Source organism: Pseudomonas sp. LBUM1641, from assembly GCF_059716235.1.
The window spans coordinates 3,459,506-3,475,741 of sequence record NZ_CP166815.1 but is presented as its reverse complement, the minus strand read 5'-3'; the positions used below and the strand labels follow the sequence as shown (position 1 = coordinate 3,475,741).

Genomic DNA, 16,236 nt, shown 5'->3' with positions numbered 1-16,236 from the left:
ACGGCAACCGGCAGGACATTCGTTTGCGCGGCTTTTTCTTTTGATTGCGCTACAGCGTGAGTTTCTGCGGCCTGCAGCGATGAGGCGTGGTCCGGGCTTTCGGCTAAAGGATAATCATTCTTAATTACAGGTAGGAAATTTCCTGCTAGCGTATGCCCCTCTTTTCCGGTTCACAGGGAGTCCGCCATGCTCAGCCCACACGCTGCGCCGCTACCGACCCAAAGGGATTTCACCCTCAACTTTCCCAACACCTTGAACACGGGTGCCGCCACCGTCGTGCCGGAAATCACCCTGTCCGCCGGGACCGTGTTGATGGACAGCCAGATGTGGATGCAAGAGCCGCTGTGGCAAGGTTTGAAGATCATCCTGGTGCTCAGCGGCCAACTCAATTGCCGGGTCGAAGGCCAGCAGGAAGTGGAGATTCGCGGGCCGACCCTGTGTGCCGTGGCCAATCAGGGTGAACATTGCGGCGACCACTTGTTCGCCAGCGGCGTGCCGGTGCGCTACACCACCGTGCAATTGGATTTCCCGTCGATTCGCAGCGTTGGCCTGGAGCCTGAACGCCTGCTGGATAAACGCGGCGGCGGGCCGATGATGTTCTGTCAGCCCGCGAGCAAACCGTTGCTCGCCCTTGCCCAACAGATTTTCACCTGCCCGTTGCAGGGCCCTGCCCGCTCCTTCTATCTGGGCGGCAAGGCCCTGGAGCTGACAGCACTGGGGGTGGAAGGCATCCTCGCGCAAACCGAGTCGCGCCCGGTGCAGGAATCCCATTGCAACTCAGCGGACATCGAACGCATTCATGCCGCCCGCGACCTGCTGCTCGGTTCGTTGCAGGCTTCGCCGTCATTGGCCGAGCTGTCTCGCGCAGTCGGCCTTAACCCACGCAAATTGACGGCGGGCTTTCGTCAGGTATTCGGCACCAGTGTCTACGTGTACTTGCAGGAACAGCGCCTGGCCGAAGCCTATCGCCTGCTCGCCAGCGGCGAGACCAATGTGTCCAGCGCCGCGTACCGCGTGGGTTACAGCCCGGCGCATTTCTCCACGGCGTTTCGCAAGCGTTTCGGGGTTTCGCCCAAGGCGTTGCGCTGAGGGTTTTGCGAAAGTTCCTGCCCCGCCCCGCAAACGAAAGAAATGGTCGCTCGACCCAAAGCAATAGCCCTGCGTCACACCACCTAGATGAGATACGTTTGCATTCGCATTGAACACCTCATCATGGAGTGAAGCATGGGCACCCGCGTTCTGTACCGAGACACCCCAGGTTTGCCAATCGATACCGCAGTCCCGCACTTGAAAACCAGTCGCAAGCCCTTGGCAACCTTGGTCCATGGCCTGGCCCTGGGCCTGTCGCTGACCCAGATGAGCCATGTGCTGGCCGCCGAGGCGGACACCGATCACGCCCTGGTGCTCGACAGCAGCGTGGTCACCGGCGCCCAGGCCGACAGCCCCACCGGGCAGCAGGCCGGCTACGTGGCCAAGCGCAGCCTCAGCGGGACCAAGACCGACACGGCCCTGAATGAAATTCCCCAATCGATTTCGGTGGTCACCCGCGACCAAATGGACGCGCAGCAAGTGCAATCGGTGACTGAAGCGTTGCGCTACACCGCCGGCGTACAGGCCAACACCACCGCCGCCAGCCAGCGCTTCGACAACCTGTCGATTCGCGGCTTTGACGTGACCAGCACCGGCATGTTGCGCGATGGTCTGCGCGGCACCACCTCCCAGGCCTGGCCAAAAGCTGAAGCTTATGGCCTGGAACGCATCGACGTGCTCAAGGGCCCGGCCTCGGTACTGTTCGGCCAGAACGCACCGGGCGGTGTGGTCAACCAGATCACCAAGCGGCCCCTGGACCAACCGTTCCATGAGGTGCAGGTCCAGGGCGGCAGTTTCGACCGCGCCCAGGGCCAGTTCGATTTCAGCGGGCCACTGGATGACCAGGGCCAGTTTCTCTATCGCCTGGTGGGCCTGGAGCGCAGCAGCGGTACCCAGTTCGATCACATCAAGGACGACAAAACCTTCATCGCGCCGTCGTTTACCTGGCGGCCGAACGACGACACCAGCCTGACCGTCCTGGCTGACTATTCCGAGGACGAGTTCGGCGCGCCACGGGTGTTCCTGCCGACGGTGGGCACGCTCAAGCCGAACCCGAATGGCAAGGTCAAACACAACGTCTTTCTAGACGAGCCGGGGCTGGACAATGGCCGCACGCAATACTCGCTGGGCTACCTGTTGGAGCACCGGATCAACGATGTGTGGAGCCTGAATTCCAGCGCACGTTATGGCCACGTCAACCTGCTGACCAACACCGCCAGCGGCATGTCCTTGGCGCCGGACCTGCGCACCTTGAACCGGGCGGCCTACCGCTTCCGCATCGTCGGCGACGTGTACTCCCTGGACAACAACGCCCAGGCTCGCTGGAACCTTGGCGAGGTGCAGATGGTGTCGCTGCTGGGGGTCGATTACCGGCGCACCCGTGAAGACTATTACCTCAACGGCGGCGCGGCATCGTCGATCGATATCTACAACCCGGTGCACGGGGGTGTGTTCGCGCCGAACACGCCATTCGCGAGCACCTTGCAGCGCGCCGACCAGACCGGGCTCTACGCCCAGCAGCAGATGACCTTCAACGACCGCTGGGTACTGACCGTCGGCGGTCGCCAGGATCATTCGAGTGCGCGCACCGACAACCGCCTGACCGACACCGGGCAGAAGCAGGACGACAACAAGTTCACCTACCGTGCAGGCCTGGTTTACCTGGCCGACAACGGCCTGTCGCCGTACATCAGCTATGCCACCTCGTTCGACCCGGTGCTCGGCACTGATTTCTACGGCACCAGCTTCAAACCGAGCACCGCCAAACAGTCGGAAGTCGGCATCAAGTACCAGCCGCCCGGGATCGACAGCTATATCACCCTGTCGCTGTTCGACCTGACCCAGCAGAACGTCAAGACCACCGACCCGAGCAACCCGCGGAACAGCGTGCAGACCGGTGAGGTCAACGTGCGCGGCGTGGAGCTGGAAGGCAAGGCCAGCCTCGCCAAGGGCCTGGACCTGCTGGCAACCCTGACCTACAACGACGCCGAAGTCAGCAAGAGCAACAACCCGCTGGAAAAGGGCAACCGCCCCACCGATACCCCGGAAAAAATGGCCTCGCTGTGGGCCGATTACACCCTGCCCTTTGGCCCGCTCACCGGGCTCGGATTTGGCGTTGGCGTACGCTATATCGGTTCCACCGAGGCCGATGCTGCCAACACTGTGAGTGTGCCCTCCTACACCTTGCTCGACGCGGCGGTGCACTACGATTTCGACAAGCTGATCCCGGCGGCCAAGGGCCTGCGCCTGGCGGTGAATGCCACCAACCTGACCGACAAGCACTATTACGAAGGCTGCTCCCTCTCCAGTTGCAGTGCCGGGTATGACCGCAGTGTCATCGCCAGTCTGCGCTATCGCTGGTAACCGCCATGCGTGGGTGGTGGCTTCGCGTGCATCGATGGCTGGCGCTGAGCGTCGGCCTGCTGCTGGCCTTGATTGGCTTGAGTGGTGCGCTGCTGGAACTCAAGGGGCCGATCCTGCGCTGGGAGGTCGGCAGCCAGGCCTTGGACCTGGCTCCAGGTGAACACGGCGCACTGCTGGATGACGCGCAGTGGATCAGCACGGCAATGAGTGCCTACCCACAATTCCAGAAAGTCTTTGGCGCCGCAAAACCGCGCCAGGGTTTCCTGGAGTCGGACAACGCGATCGTCTTCGGTGCCCTTAAGGATCGGCCCGGCATCGGCATTGCGATGATCGATCCCTACAGCGCCGAGCCACGGGCATTCTTTGTGTTCGATGACCTGTGGCTGGCGAAGCTGGTGGCGCTGCACCGAGCACTGCTGTTGCCGCCGCCCATTGGCGCCATCGCCCTGTTTGCCTGTGGCCTGGTGCTGCTGGGCTCGGTGGGCAGCGGCCTGTACCTGTGGTGGCCGGGGCGGCGCAGCTGGTGGAAAGCCGCCAGCTTGCGCCCGGGCAGCCAGGGCCTGCGCCGACTGCGGGAATGGCATAACGTCGCAGCCGCCTGGCTGTGCCTGCCGCTGGCGGTGATTGCCGGCAGCGGCGCCTGGCTGGCCCGGCCCGATTGGTTCTTCGCCAACCCCGCCGCGATCAAACCGCTGTTCTCCGCCGCCCACGGCCACCTGTTGCTCGGCTTGCCCGGCGCGGCCCTGGCCTTTCTCTGCGGCCTGGCATTGCCGCTGCTCTATCTCACCGGGCTGTTGTTGTGGTGGCGCAAACGCGTCCGCCACGTGCGCCCAACTGTTCAAGGAAATCGTTCATGAAACACCCTCTGTTGTTGCAACGCGGCCTGCTGCTCGGTCTTGGCCTGTTGATGAGCGGCCTGGCCTGCGCCCACACCGTCACCGACCTGGCGGGGCGCAAGGTCGACGTACCGGACAAGGTCTCGCATATCCTGCTGGGCGAAGGCCGGATGATCTACTCGCTGTCGCTCCTTGAAGGCAAGAACCCGTTTACCCGCGTCGCCGGCTGGCAAGGGGATTTTCGCGGCCTGGACGTGCAGGGTTACGCCGCGTTCCAGAAGCACTTTCCTGAAGCCGACAACGTACCGTTGGTAGGCGGTACCTCCGCCGAGACCTTCAGTGTGGAAAAAGCCCTGGCAGTACACCCGGACCTGGCGATCATGGCCTTGAGCGGTGGCCATGGCCCGAGCCCCGACAGCGAGGCGGTCAAGCAGCTGGAAGCGGCCGGCGTGGCGGTGATTTTCGTCGACTTCAGCGACCACCCGCTGAGCAACACGGTGCCGAGCATGCGCCTGCTGGGCAAGGCCCTGGACCGTAATCAACAAGCCGAGGACTACATCGCGTTTTACCAGGCCTCGCTGGCCAAGGTCACCGATACCCTGGCCAAGGCCGGGACGGTAAAACGGCCGAAGATCTTCATCGACATGCTGGCCGGCCTGCAGGATTGCTGTGGTTCGCCGGGCACCGGCAACTTCGGGGAAATGATCAAGCTCGCGGGTGGCCAGAACATCGCCGACGGGCGTATTCCCGGCCCGATCGGCACATTGAACGTCGAGTACATCCTGTCCAGCGACCCGGATGTGTACGTCGCCACCGGCGTGTTCGGCCACGGCCAGGGCGGTGTGACCCTCGGCTATTCGGCCACGCCGCAGCAGGCCAACGACAGTCTCAAGCAAGTGTCCCAGCGCGCGCCGCTGAATGAACTGCGGGCGGTACGTGAAGGCAATGTGCATGGCCTCTGGCATATTTTCTATGACTCGCCGGAACACTTGATCGCGGTGCAGGCCCTGGCCAAGTGGCTGCACCCTGAGTTGTTCGCCGACCTCGATCCGGAACAGACCCGAGCCGAACTGTACCGGCGCTTTATGCCGATTCCCGCCAGCGGCGTATTCACCACGAGCCTTGTGCCATGACGCAGGTGCAAGCCTGTGCGAGCGCCGATGGCGCAGGTGAGCGCTATCGCCACCGCCATGGACGACGGGTATTGCTGCTGTCGGCGCTGGCGTTGGCATTGGTGGTTTCCCTGGCGGTGGACATCACCACCGGGCCTTCCGGCATGAGCCTGACGCGCCTGTTGCAAGTGCTGTGGGACCCGGCTTCGATGCCCCGGGTGGAGGCGGTGATCGTATGGAACGTGCGCCTGCCCTACGCGTTGATGGCGGTACTGGTGGGCGCGGCACTGGCTCTGGCCGGCGCCGAAATGCAGACGGTGCTGGATAACCCGCTGGCCAGCCCGTTCACCCTCGGCGTTTCCGCCGCCGCTGCCTTCGGCGCAGCTCTGGCCATTGTGCTCGGGCTGGGCATTCCTGGCGTGCCGGCGCAGTACCTGATTTCGGCCAACGCCTTTCTGTTCGCGCTGGCATCGGTGGCATTGCTGTATCTGTTGGCACGCTGGCGTGGGTTTGGTGTGGAGAGCCTGGTGCTGTTCGGGATTGCCCTGGTGTTTGCGTTCAATGCGCTGGTGGCACTGCTGCAGTTTGTGGCGAGCCAGGACAGCCTTCAGCAACTGGTGTTCTGGACCCTGGGCAGCCTGGCCCGGGCGTCCTGGGAAAAGCTCGCGATCCTCGCCGCAGCGCTGCTGCTGTGCCTGCCGTTTTCCCTGCGTCAGAGTTGGGCGTTGACTGCCTTGACCCTGGGCGAGGAACGCGCCCGCAGTTTCGGGATTGATGTCGGCCGCCTGCGGGTGCTGTCGTTGCTGCGCATCAGCCTGCTGTCGGCGCTGGCGGTTTCGTTCGTCGGCACCATCGGTTTTATCGGGCTGATTGCTCCGCATATCGCGCGGCTGTTGGTCGGTGAAGATCACCGCTTGTTCCTGCCAGCGAGCGTGCTCAGCGGTGGCTTGATCCTGTCGATGGCGTCGATTGCCAGCAAGGCGCTGATGCCCGGCGTGTTGATTCCGGTGGGGATTGTCACCGCACTGGTGGGGATTCCGTTTTTCATGGCGATTGTGATGCGTAACCGCCGAGGTGCCCTGTGACCGGATTAAGCACACAAGCATTGAGCATGCACTACGGCAGTCGCAGCGTACTGCAGGACATTCACCTGCCGGCGTTACTGCCCGGCACCATCACCGCGCTGATCGGCCCCAACGCTGCCGGCAAGTCGACCTTGTTACGTGGCATCGCCGGGCTGCACAAGGCGCACGGCCAGATCTGGCTGGCGGGTGTCGATCTCAATCGCCTGCCGCAAGTCGAGCGCGCGCAACAAGTGGTGTACCTGCCCCAGAGTCTCCCGGAACGCACGCGCCTGTGCGCCTTCGAAGCGGTACTGAGTGCGGCCATGGCCGGCCATCGCGGCGCGGGTTTTGCGCCTGGGCGGCCGAGCCCGGCGGTGCTCAAGGGAGTGGAAAAAATCCTCGCCGACCTCGACCTGACCGCCCTCGCCGACCGCCCGATCGATGCGCTATCCGGTGGCCAGCGCCAACTGGTGGGCCTGGCCCAGGCCCTGGTGCGCCAGCCTCGGGTATTGCTGCTGGACGAACCCACCAGCGCCCTGGACCTGTATCACCAGTGCCAGGTGGTGGAAGCCATCACCCAGGCCACCCGCGAACGCAACCTGATCACCCTGGTGGTGGTGCACGACATCAACCTCGCCCTGGGCTTCAGTGATCAGGTGGTGGTGTTGCACAACGGTCAGTTGGCCGCTGCCGGGCCACCGCAAGTGGTGATCAATCAGGCGTTGCTGAAAAACGTTTATGGTGTGAGTGGCCGCCTGGAACAGGTGCATGGCCGCCCGCTGGTGATGGTGGATGCACGACTGCCCTTTTCTCCTGCCCTTGGATAACCGATGAACAGCTCCCAAGACGCTGCACTCGCGACTTTGCACACTGACCGCCCGTTCAACCTGAGGCCGCTGCTGTTGGCCAACATGGCCTGCACCATGGCGATGATGGCGTTTGTCTCGCTGATTGGCCCGATCGCACGGGTGCTTGGCCTGGCCACCTGGCAGGCAGGTGCGGCGGTCACCGTGTCCGGGGTGATCTGGATGCTTCTGGCTCGTCCATGGGGCCAGGCCAGTGACCGACTGGGCCGGCGCCGTGTGCTGCTGCTGGGCACCGGTGGTTTCACCCTCGCCTACTGGGCGCTGTGCGTGTTTATCGATGCGTCCCTGCAACTGCTGCCGTCGGCCATGTTGGCGTTTATCGGGTTGATTCTGGGGCGTGGCCTGATCGGCGTGTTCTACGCTGCGATACCGGTGGGCGGCTATGCGCTGGTGGCCGACAACATCGAGCCTGAGCACCGCGCCAAGGCCATGGCTTCCCTCGGCGCCGCCAACGCCTGCGGCCTGGTGCTGGGCCCGGCGATTGCGGCGCTGTTGGCGCGTCACAGCCTGAGCCTGCCGTTTTATGCGATGGCGGTGTTACCGCTGTTGGGCTTCTTGTTGCTGCTGGCCAAATTGCCGCGCCAGGAGCTGCACCTCAAACAGCCGCCCAAGCCGGTCAACCTCTCGGACCCACGCCTGCGTCGCCCGCTGGTGGTGGCGTTTGTCGCGATGCTGTGTGTGTCGATTGCGCAGATAACCGTGGGCTTTTTCGCGTTGGATCGCCTGAAGATGAACCCGGCCGATGCGGCACAAACCGCCGGTATCGCCCTGACCATGGTCGGGCTGGCGTTGATCTGTTCGCAACTGGTGGTGCGCAAACTGGAATGGCCGCCGCTGCGGATGATTCGTGTGGGCGCAGTGGTCTCGGCGCTGGGCTTTGCCGGCAGCATGTTCGCTGACACGGCCTGGATCCTGTGGCTGTGCTTTTTTGTGTCCGCGGCCGGCATGGGCTGGATCTTCCCATCCTTCGCAGCGCTGGCGGCGAATGCGGTGGATGCGTCGGAGCAAGGCGCCACGGCGGGTTCGGTGGGTGCGGCCCAAGGCCTGGGCGTGGTGGTCGGGCCGTTGGCCGGGACCTTGATCTACGCGATCGAGCCGCGCCTGCCCTACCTGGTGGCGGCAGCGCTGCTGCTGTTGATCGCGTGCTGGCCGGCGGCAAGGCAACCGGCCTGAGGTTTACAGAATGCGGTAGAGCAGGCGCTCGATCCGCACCCGGCTGACCCGACGCAAAAACTTGCCGACGGCCGCCGGATACTCAACCAGGGTTTCCAGTTGCTGGTAGCGTTCAATCCGCGAGGTGTGCTGGAAAATCTCCGCAAGCTCGGTGCGCCGAGGCCCTACCCATTCACCCTTCGGATCATCGATCAGCAAGGCGTTTTCCAGGTCGAGGCGAAACGCTCGCGGGTTGATGTTGTTGCCGGTCAGCAAGGTGTAGCGCTGGTCGACCCACATGCCCTTGAGGTGGTAGGTGTTGTCGCCGTCGCGCCACAGGTGCAGGTTCAACTGGCCGCTGTCGATCATGCGCTGGTGGCGCTTGGCGAAGCGACGCAGGCTGATTTCGTAGAGATACGGCAGCGCGGCAATAACCTTGAACGGCTCGCTCGGCGGGATGTAGAAGTCGTTGGCGGTCTTGTCACCGACGATGATGTCGATCTTCACCCCGCGCGCCAGGGCGCGGTTGATTTCCCGGGTCACCGGCAGCGGCAGGTTGAAGTACGGCGTACAGATAGTCAGCTGGTGCTGGGCACTGGCGATCAGCTCGCAGATCACCCGGCTCAGGGGGTTGTTCTTGCACACGCCGAGCAACGGGCTGACCGTCAGGTTGCCGTTTGGCAACTGCCCGGCCGTGGTGTCATACACCGCGTGCTTCAGCCGGCTGCGCAGGTCGCCGATGTCGTTACGCAGGCTGCGGGTGGTCGGCGGGTTGGGCAGGTCCAGCCGATGCACGGCCTTGGACGCCACCAGGCCGTGCTCCACCAGGTGCTGCATCGAGTCGGCCAGCGCCTTGTTGTGGATCAGGTGGTAACGGTCATAACGGTATTTGTCGAACTTGTGCAGGTACACGTTGTTCAGGCTGGCGCCGCTGTACAGCACGCTGTCATCGATCACGAAGCCCTTGAGGTGCAGCACGCCGAACAGTTCGCGGGTTTGCACCGGCACGCCGTACACCGGCACTTCGGTGCTGTGGGACTGGGTCATGGCCTGGTACCAGGCGCTGTTGCCCGGTTGCTTGCCAGCCCCGATCAAACCGCGCTGGGCCCGCAGCGAGTCGACCACCACCACGATATCCAGCCCGGGCCGTGCCGCCTTCGCAGCGTGCAACGCGTCGTAGATCTCTTGCCCGGCCTCATCCTGCTGCAGGTACAGCGCCACGATGTAGATACGCTGGGTGGCCTGGGAGATTTTCTCCAGCAGGCAACGGCGGTACTCGGCCGCACCGGACAGCACGTCGATGGCGTCGGGGGTGAGGGGAAAACCGCGCAGCTTGGGCAACAGGGAACGTTTGAATAACGACGGCATAGGGCTCGCAATGGGTCGAATCCGAAGGACTCGAGAGCTTACACCATGGGGTGGCTCAGGTCTTCCCGCCCAGGGTTAAAAATAATTAATTGACCAAGGAGAACGATCGTTCTACTGTAGTTCGCATGAACGATATCACTCGCGACATTATCCTCGACGTTACCGAAAAGTTGATCTACCGTAATGGCATCGCTGCCACCGGCATGGATCTTCTGGTGAAAACAGCCGGTGTCTCCAGAAAGAGCGTCTACCGCTACTTTGCCAACAAGGACGAACTGATCATTGCCGCCCTGCAACGCCGCGACGAGCGCTGGATGCAGTGGCTGCGTACCGAAGTTGAGCGCCACACCACCAGCGGCGAGCGCCTGCTGGGCGTGTTCAGCGCCTTGAAGACCTGGTTTGGCTCCGATGACTTTCGCGGCTGCGCCTTCATCAACACCAGCGGCGAAACCGGCGACTCGCAAGACCCGGTGCGCCTGCTGGCCAAGGCCCATAAACAGAAATTGTTCGAGTACGCCCTCGAACTTTGCCAAGCACATGGCACCTCCGACCCGGGACGCCAGGCCGCGCACCTGCTGATCCTGATTGATGGCGCCATTACCGTAGCCCTGGTCATGGGCGACTCAACCGCTGCCGATAACGCGCAATTCATGGCGCGAACTTTATTGCAACTTTGACCTGACTTTTAAACCTGTTAAGGAGCCGTCCCATGTCATCCAACGCAGAAATACGCCCGCCGTTGCCGCCATTCACCCGTGCGTCGGCCATTGAAAAAGTTCGCCTGGCCGAGGACGGCTGGAACTCCCGCGACCCGCAACGGGTATCCCTGGCGTATACCCTGGATACCCAATGGCGTAACCGCGCCGAGTTCGCCCATAACCGCGAAGAAGCCAAAGGTTTCCTGATCCGCAAATGGGCCAAGGAACTGGATTATCGGTTGATCAAGGAGTTGTGGGCGTTTACTGGCAATCGCATCGCGGTGCGTTACGCCTATGAATGGCATGACGACTCCGGCAACTGGTTCCGCTCCTACGGCAACGAGAACTGGGAGTTTGATGAGAATGGCTTGATGGCGAACCGGTTCGCCTGCATCAACGACATGCCGATCAAGGAAAGCGAGCGCAAGTTCCACTGGCCGCTGGGACGGCGTCCGGATGAGCACCCGGGGTTGTCAGAGCTGGGGTTGTAAACAACAACCTGTAGGAGCGAGCTTGCTCGCGAGGGACGTTAACGATAACGCGGGAAGCCTGGCAACCCGCGTCGTCCTCAGGTTTTTCGCGAGCAAGCTCGCTCCTACAGTTGAACGGTTGTCAGTCCTGGTTCAGGCCTACCCGATACAACACGCCGTTATCTTCATCTGTCAGCACATACAGGTAGCCATCCGGCCCCTGACGCACATCGCGGATCCGCGCTTTCAAACCGCCCAGCAGCCGCTCTTCGTGGATGACCTTGTCACCGTCGAATTGCAAGCGAATCAACTCCTGGCTCACCAGTGCGCCAATAAACACGTTGTGCTGCCAAGCCTTGAAGCGGTCGGCGTCGTAGAACGCCATGCCGGTGACGCCTGGTGATTTCTCCCATACGTGATGCGGTGCAACGGTGCCTTCGGCGGTCTTGCCCTTGGCCTCGGGAATCGGCGTCAGGGAATAGTTGATGCCGTGGGTCGCCAGCGGCCAGCCGTAGTTTTTCCCACGCTCGATGATGTTGATCTCATCCCCGCCACGCGGGCCGTGCTCGTTTTCCCAGAGGGTGCCGCTCCACGGGTTCAGCGCCGCGCCCTGGGGGTTACGCTGGCCGTAGGACCAGATTTCCGGCCTCACACCTTCCTGGCCGACGAAGGGGTTGTCTTCGGGTATACGGCCATCCGGGAAGATCCGCACGACTTTGCCTTGCAGCTTGTCGAGGTCCTGGGCGGTGGGTCGGTCGTTGTTTTCTCCCAGGGTCACGAACAGGTAACCATCGCGGTCAAACACCAGCCGTGAGCCGAAGTGGTTGCCCGTGGACAGCTTGGGCTCCTGGCGCAGGATCACCTTGAAGTCCTGCAGGCCACTCAGGTCATCGCTCAAGCGTCCGCGCCCGACGGCGGTGCCGGCAGTGCCGTTCTTGCCCCCGCCTTCGGCGTAGGACAAGTACACCAGGCGGTCCTCCTTGAAGTCCGGTGACAACACCACGTCCAGCAAACCGCCCTGCCCTTTGGCAAACACTTCAGGCACGCCCGTCAGGGGCGCGGACAGTTTGCCGTCCGGGCTGACAAACCGCAGGTTGCCGGGACGCTCGGTGACCAGGAAGCCTTTTTTGTCCGGCAGGAAGGCCACGGCCCAGGGATGATCCAGGCCCTTGGCAATCGGGGTGACAGTGATACTCCCCTGCTCGCTGGGGAACTGTTGGGTGTCGGCCGCCGAAACGGGCAGCGTCAGGGGCAGCAGGGCAGCGGCGCAGAAGGTCGCCAGGAGGGTTTTGCGTAGAAACATACGGTGGGTTTCCTTGTCGTTTTTACACACTCAATCGCCGCGATTGCCATTGGCGTCGCGAGTGGGAGCTTTGGGCTGGATGGCCGGCGGGGTCTGTCGGCTGTCGCGGCGCTGGACGCTATTGCCGATGCCGCCGTTTTGCAGGGTCGGTGGCCGCTGCGCCGGTGGAATGTAGGTACCCCGCGCAGCTGGCGCGTTGGGCTGGGTACCCTGCATGCTGTTGGGGTTGGCCTGGTGAATCGGGCCGTTGTAGGGGTTGTTGCTGCTGCCAGGCAGGTTTTGTGCCTGTGCCAACGAACTCAAGGCCAGGCCCATCGCCAATACAGCAAGGTGACGCAAACGGGTGTTCATGACAAAGCCTCTCTGGGCGCGAGTAATACGTGCTTTCGATAACACGCTACGCCTTGGGTTCGGCTTTGGTAACTAAATAGTTTCTCATCAGGTGTAACACGATCTGTCTGAAACCACGGTGCCAGCCGGCTGGCCAGGGAAACTTTTGTCGAAACCGCCGTGTCACCTGAAGACCCCTACAGCTTCAGGAAAACCGACATGCCACGGGCTATCTGGAAAAGGCGCAATCAGTTTTGGCTTGGTACACATCCCTGTATCGCTGGTCTCGGCCACGTCCTCCCAGGGCGTCGACTTCGACTGGCTGGACAAGCGCAGCATGGACCCGGTGGGTTACAAGCGCATCAACAAGACCACCGGCAAGGAAGTCACCAAGGACAATATCGTCAAGGGCGTGGCCTATGAGAAAGGTCGCTACGTGATCCTCAGCGAAGACGAAATTCGCTCGGCCCACCCCAAGTCCACCCAGACCATTGAAATCATCGCGTTTGTGGCCAGCGACCAGATCCCTTTGCAGAACATCGACACGCCTTACTTTCTGGCGCCCGATAAGCGCGGCGGCAAGGTCTATGCGCTGCTGCGGGAAACCCTGAAGAAAACCCGCAAGGTCGCCCTGGCCAACGTGGTGCTGCACACCAAGCAGCACCTGGCGGCGCTGATGCCGCTGGAGTCGGCACTGGTGCTGGTGATGCTGCGCTGGCCCGCAGAAGTGCGTGGCCTGGATGAGCTGGAACTGGGCAGCGACGTGACCAAACCCACCCTGGCCAAGGGCGAGCTCGACATGGCCAAGCGCTTGGTGGAAGACATGAGCGCTGACTGGAAGCCCGAAGAATATCGCGACAGCTTCCAGGAAAAGATCATGGCGCTGGTGGCGAAGAAGGCCAAGGCCGGCAAGATCGAAGACGTGGAATCCAGCGAGGGTGAGGATGAGCGCAAATCAGCCGATGTGATCGACCTGACGGAACTGCTCAAGCGCAGCCTGGCAGGCAAGAGCCCGGCGAAGAAACCTGCCGCGAAAAAAACCCGCAAGGCTTCATGAGGTAGACCTCCATGGCCAAGCCCCTGAGTGAATACAACGCCAAGCGCGACTTCGATGTAACCGCCGAACCTGCAGGCAGTGCGCCTCGCGGCAGGAGCCGGGCCCAGGCCTTGACCTTCGTGATTCAAAAGCACGATGCGCGCAACCTGCATTACGACTTTCGCCTGGAGCTGGATGGCGTGCTCAAAAGCTGGGCAGTGCCCAAGGGCCCGAGTCTGGACCCGAGCCAGAAGCGCCTCGCAGTGCATGTGGAAGACCACCCATTGGGCTACGGCAGTTTCGAGGGCAGCATTCCCGCTGGCCAATACGGTGCGGGTGACGTGATCGTCTGGGATCGCGGCGTGTGGCAGCCCCACGACGACCCGCGCAAAGCCTACGCGGCCGGCAAGCTGAAATTCACCCTGATCGGCGAAAAGCTCGCCGGCGACTGGACGCTGGTGCGTACCCGGCTCAAGGGCAGCGGCGACAAGGAGCAGTGGTTGTTGATCAAGGAAAACGATCAACAGGCGCGCCCGTTGGCTGATTACGACGTGGTCCAGGCCGAGCCGAAAAGCGTGCTGACTGATGCAACGGTGGGACGCCCGAAAAAACCAGCTGCTGCGAAGAAAACCACGCGCAAATCCTCAACCGCCCTGCCCGATCAGTTAACGCCACAGTTGGCGACCCTGGTGGACCGTGCACCGGACGGCGACTGGGTGTACGAGATCAAATTCGACGGCTACCGCATCCTCACGCGTATTCGTGACGGTGAAGTGCGGCTGTTCACCCGCAATGGCCATGACTGGACAGACCGGCTACCGCGCCAGGCCAAGGCCCTGGAGGCGCTTAAACTCAAGGACAGTTGGCTCGATGGCGAGGTGGTCAGCCTGAACGCTGATGGGTTGCCGGACTTCCAGGCGTTGCAGAACGCCTTTGATATCGGCCGCAGCCTCGATATTGTCTATTACCTGTTTGATGCGCCGTTTCTGGATGGTCGCGACCAACGTGAAACGGCTGTTGAAGCACGCCGCGCCGCGCTGAAGAAAGTACTGCCTCGTAGCAAGAGCAAGCTGCTGCGCTTCTCCGAGTCGTTTGCCGCCAACCAGCGGGACATCTTCGAAAGCGCCTGTGACCTGGCGCTGGAGGGCGTGATCGGTAAACGTGCGGGCAGCCTGTACGTCTCCCAGCGCAGCCCGGACTGGATCAAGCTCAAGTGCCGGCTGCGCCAGGAGTTCGTGATCGTCGGTTTCACCCGGCCGCAAGGTTCACGCAGCGGCTTTGGTGCGCTGCTGCTGGCGGTCAATGATGACACCGGCCTGGTGTATGCCGGACGCGTGGGCACCGGCTTTGATCAGGCCGCATTAAAGAAGATCAGTGAGCAGTTGAAAGCCTTGGAGCGCGATGCGTCGCCGCTGGCCAAACCGCTGACCAGCGCCCAGGCACGTGGCGTGCATTGGGTCGAACCTCAATTAGTGGGCGAAGTGCAATTCGCCGAATGGACCCGCGAAGGCGTGGTGCGCCAGGCGGCCTTTGTCGGGCTGCGTACCGATAAGCCGGTGGAGCAGATTGTTCATGAACAGCCGCGAGCAGCCAAGTCGCTGAAGAAAAAGCCGCTGAAGGAAAAACCGCGCAAAAAAACAACGGAGGCCGGTGCTGTGGTCGGGGTCAAGATTACCCATCCCGACCGAGTCATCGACACCCAAAGCGCTACACAGAAACTACAACTGGCGCAGTTCTACGAGGGCATCAGCGAATGGATCCTGCCCTTCCTGAGTAACCGTCCTGTGTCTTTGCTCAGGGCACCGGAAGGCATTGCCGGTGAACAGTTTTTCCAGAAGCACTCCGAACACCTGGCGATCCCGAATATCAAGCAACTGGACCAGACCCTGGATCCAGGCCATGCGCGGCTGATGGAAATCGACAGCCCGGCCGCGCTGATCGGCGCGGTGCAAATGGGCACCGTCGAGTTGCACACTTGGGGCGCCACCGCAGACAAGATCGAAACCCCGGACCTGTTTGTGCTCGACCTTGACCCGGACCCGGCCCTGCCATGGAAAAGCATGCTCGAAGCGGCACAACTGACCCTGTCGGTGCTGGAAGAGTTAGGGCTGGAAGCGTTCGTCAAGACCAGCGGTGGCAAAGGCCCGCACTTGGTGGTGCCGCTGGCGCGCCGGGACGACTGGGAAACGGTAAAAGCCTTCGCCAAGGCGATTGCCCAGTTCATGACGCAGCAGTTGCCGGAGCGTTTTACCGCGACCTCAGGCCCGAAAAATCGTATCGGCAAAATCTTTATCGATTACCTGCGTAACGCCCGTGGCGCCAGCACAGTGGCGGCCTACTCGGTGCGCGCACGCCCTGGCCTGCCGGTGTCGGTACCCGTGAGTCGTGATGAGTTGAAGGGTTTGCACGGTGCCCAGCAATGGACAGTCGCCAACCTGCACGAGCGTTTGCAGGGTTTGAAGAAGGACCCGTGGGCGGGCTATGCCAATCGGCAGAAGATCAGCAAGAAGATGTGGGACAAGCTGGGCGCGCATCCGCCTGGCTGATG

Annotated in this window: 13 protein-coding genes and 1 pseudogene; 11 read left to right on the top strand and 3 right to left on the bottom strand. The window is 62.4% G+C overall.

Annotated elements, in window-relative coordinates; translation table 11 throughout:
* The first annotated feature begins 186 nt into the window (after positions 1-186).
* The 7 genes from ACA046_RS15870 (at position 187) to ACA046_RS15840 (ending at position 8,504) form a co-directional block, all read left to right on the top strand.
* Positions 187-1,089 (top strand): AraC family transcriptional regulator, encoded by a 903-nt coding sequence (locus ACA046_RS15870; protein WP_010169525.1) that lies wholly within the window; start codon positions 187-189, stop codon positions 1,087-1,089.
* A 135-nt stretch (positions 1,090-1,224) separates the two neighbouring features.
* Positions 1,225-3,453 (top strand): TonB-dependent siderophore receptor, encoded by a 2,229-nt coding sequence (locus ACA046_RS15865; RefSeq protein ID WP_497676993.1) that lies wholly within the window; start codon positions 1,225-1,227, stop codon positions 3,451-3,453.
* A 5-nt stretch (positions 3,454-3,458) separates the two neighbouring features.
* Positions 3,459-4,310 (top strand): PepSY-associated TM helix domain-containing protein, encoded by an 852-nt coding sequence (locus ACA046_RS15860; protein WP_497676992.1) that lies wholly within the window; start codon positions 3,459-3,461, stop codon positions 4,308-4,310.
* The gene (locus ACA046_RS15855; RefSeq protein WP_497676991.1) at positions 4,307-5,422 is read left to right on the top strand and encodes an ABC transporter substrate-binding protein; all 1,116 of its coding nucleotides are present in this window, start codon (positions 4,307-4,309) and stop codon (positions 5,420-5,422) included. The genes ACA046_RS15860 and ACA046_RS15855 overlap by 4 nt, the downstream gene beginning before the upstream one ends.
* Positions 5,419-6,486, top strand: a complete 1,068-nt coding sequence (locus ACA046_RS15850) for a FecCD family ABC transporter permease (protein ID WP_375378906.1) — start codon at positions 5,419-5,421, stop codon at positions 6,484-6,486. Before ACA046_RS15855 ends, ACA046_RS15850 begins: the two co-directional genes overlap by 4 nt.
* 26 nt (positions 6,487-6,512) lie before the next feature.
* Complete coding sequence (locus tag ACA046_RS15845) at positions 6,513-7,292, top strand: ABC transporter ATP-binding protein (RefSeq protein ID WP_459021084.1); 780 nt, start codon at positions 6,513-6,515, stop codon at positions 7,290-7,292.
* A gap of 3 nt (positions 7,293-7,295) precedes the next feature.
* Complete coding sequence (locus ACA046_RS15840; protein WP_459021086.1) at positions 7,296-8,504, top strand: MFS transporter; 1,209 nt, start codon at positions 7,296-7,298, stop codon at positions 8,502-8,504.
* 3 nt (positions 8,505-8,507) lie between these two features.
* Here the strand turns inward: ACA046_RS15840 and pssA are convergent, their stop codons facing one another.
* Positions 8,508-9,851, bottom strand: coding sequence for a CDP-diacylglycerol--serine O-phosphatidyltransferase (gene pssA, locus ACA046_RS15835; protein ID WP_459021088.1), 1,344 nt, complete (start codon positions 9,849-9,851; stop codon positions 8,508-8,510).
* A 125-nt stretch (positions 9,852-9,976) separates the two neighbouring features.
* On the opposite strand from pssA, the gene ACA046_RS15830 reads away from it, so the two are divergent.
* A complete protein-coding gene (locus ACA046_RS15830; RefSeq protein ID WP_497676990.1) occupies positions 9,977-10,528 on the top strand; it encodes a TetR/AcrR family transcriptional regulator in 552 nt (183 codons plus the stop codon).
* Positions 10,529-10,560: 32 nt separating this feature from the next.
* Positions 10,561-11,040: a nuclear transport factor 2 family protein gene (locus tag ACA046_RS15825; protein WP_497676989.1), complete on the top strand. Its 480-nt coding sequence runs from the start codon at positions 10,561-10,563 to the stop codon at positions 11,038-11,040.
* A gap of 121 nt (positions 11,041-11,161) precedes the next feature.
* Here the strand turns inward: ACA046_RS15825 and ACA046_RS15820 are convergent, their stop codons facing one another.
* Both ACA046_RS15820 and ACA046_RS15815 read right to left on the bottom strand, forming a co-directional pair.
* Positions 11,162-12,322, bottom strand: coding sequence for a PQQ-dependent sugar dehydrogenase (locus tag ACA046_RS15820; RefSeq protein WP_076013573.1), 1,161 nt, complete (start codon positions 12,320-12,322; stop codon positions 11,162-11,164).
* A gap of 30 nt (positions 12,323-12,352) precedes the next feature.
* Positions 12,353-12,673 carry a hypothetical protein gene (locus ACA046_RS15815; RefSeq protein ID WP_076013574.1) on the bottom strand — a complete coding sequence of 107 codons (321 nt, stop codon included), beginning with the start codon at positions 12,671-12,673 and terminating at the stop codon, positions 12,353-12,355.
* A gap of 198 nt (positions 12,674-12,871) precedes the next feature.
* Here ACA046_RS15815 and ku point away from each other — a divergent pair.
* Both ku and ligD read left to right on the top strand, forming a co-directional pair.
* Positions 12,872-13,709, top strand: a pseudogene (gene ku / locus ACA046_RS15810) (non-homologous end joining protein Ku).
* Between the two features lie 11 nt (positions 13,710-13,720).
* A complete protein-coding gene (ligD, locus tag ACA046_RS15805) occupies positions 13,721-16,234 on the top strand; it encodes a DNA ligase D (RefSeq protein WP_497676988.1) in 2,514 nt (837 codons plus the stop codon).
* The last annotated feature ends 2 nt before the right edge of the window (positions 16,235-16,236 follow it).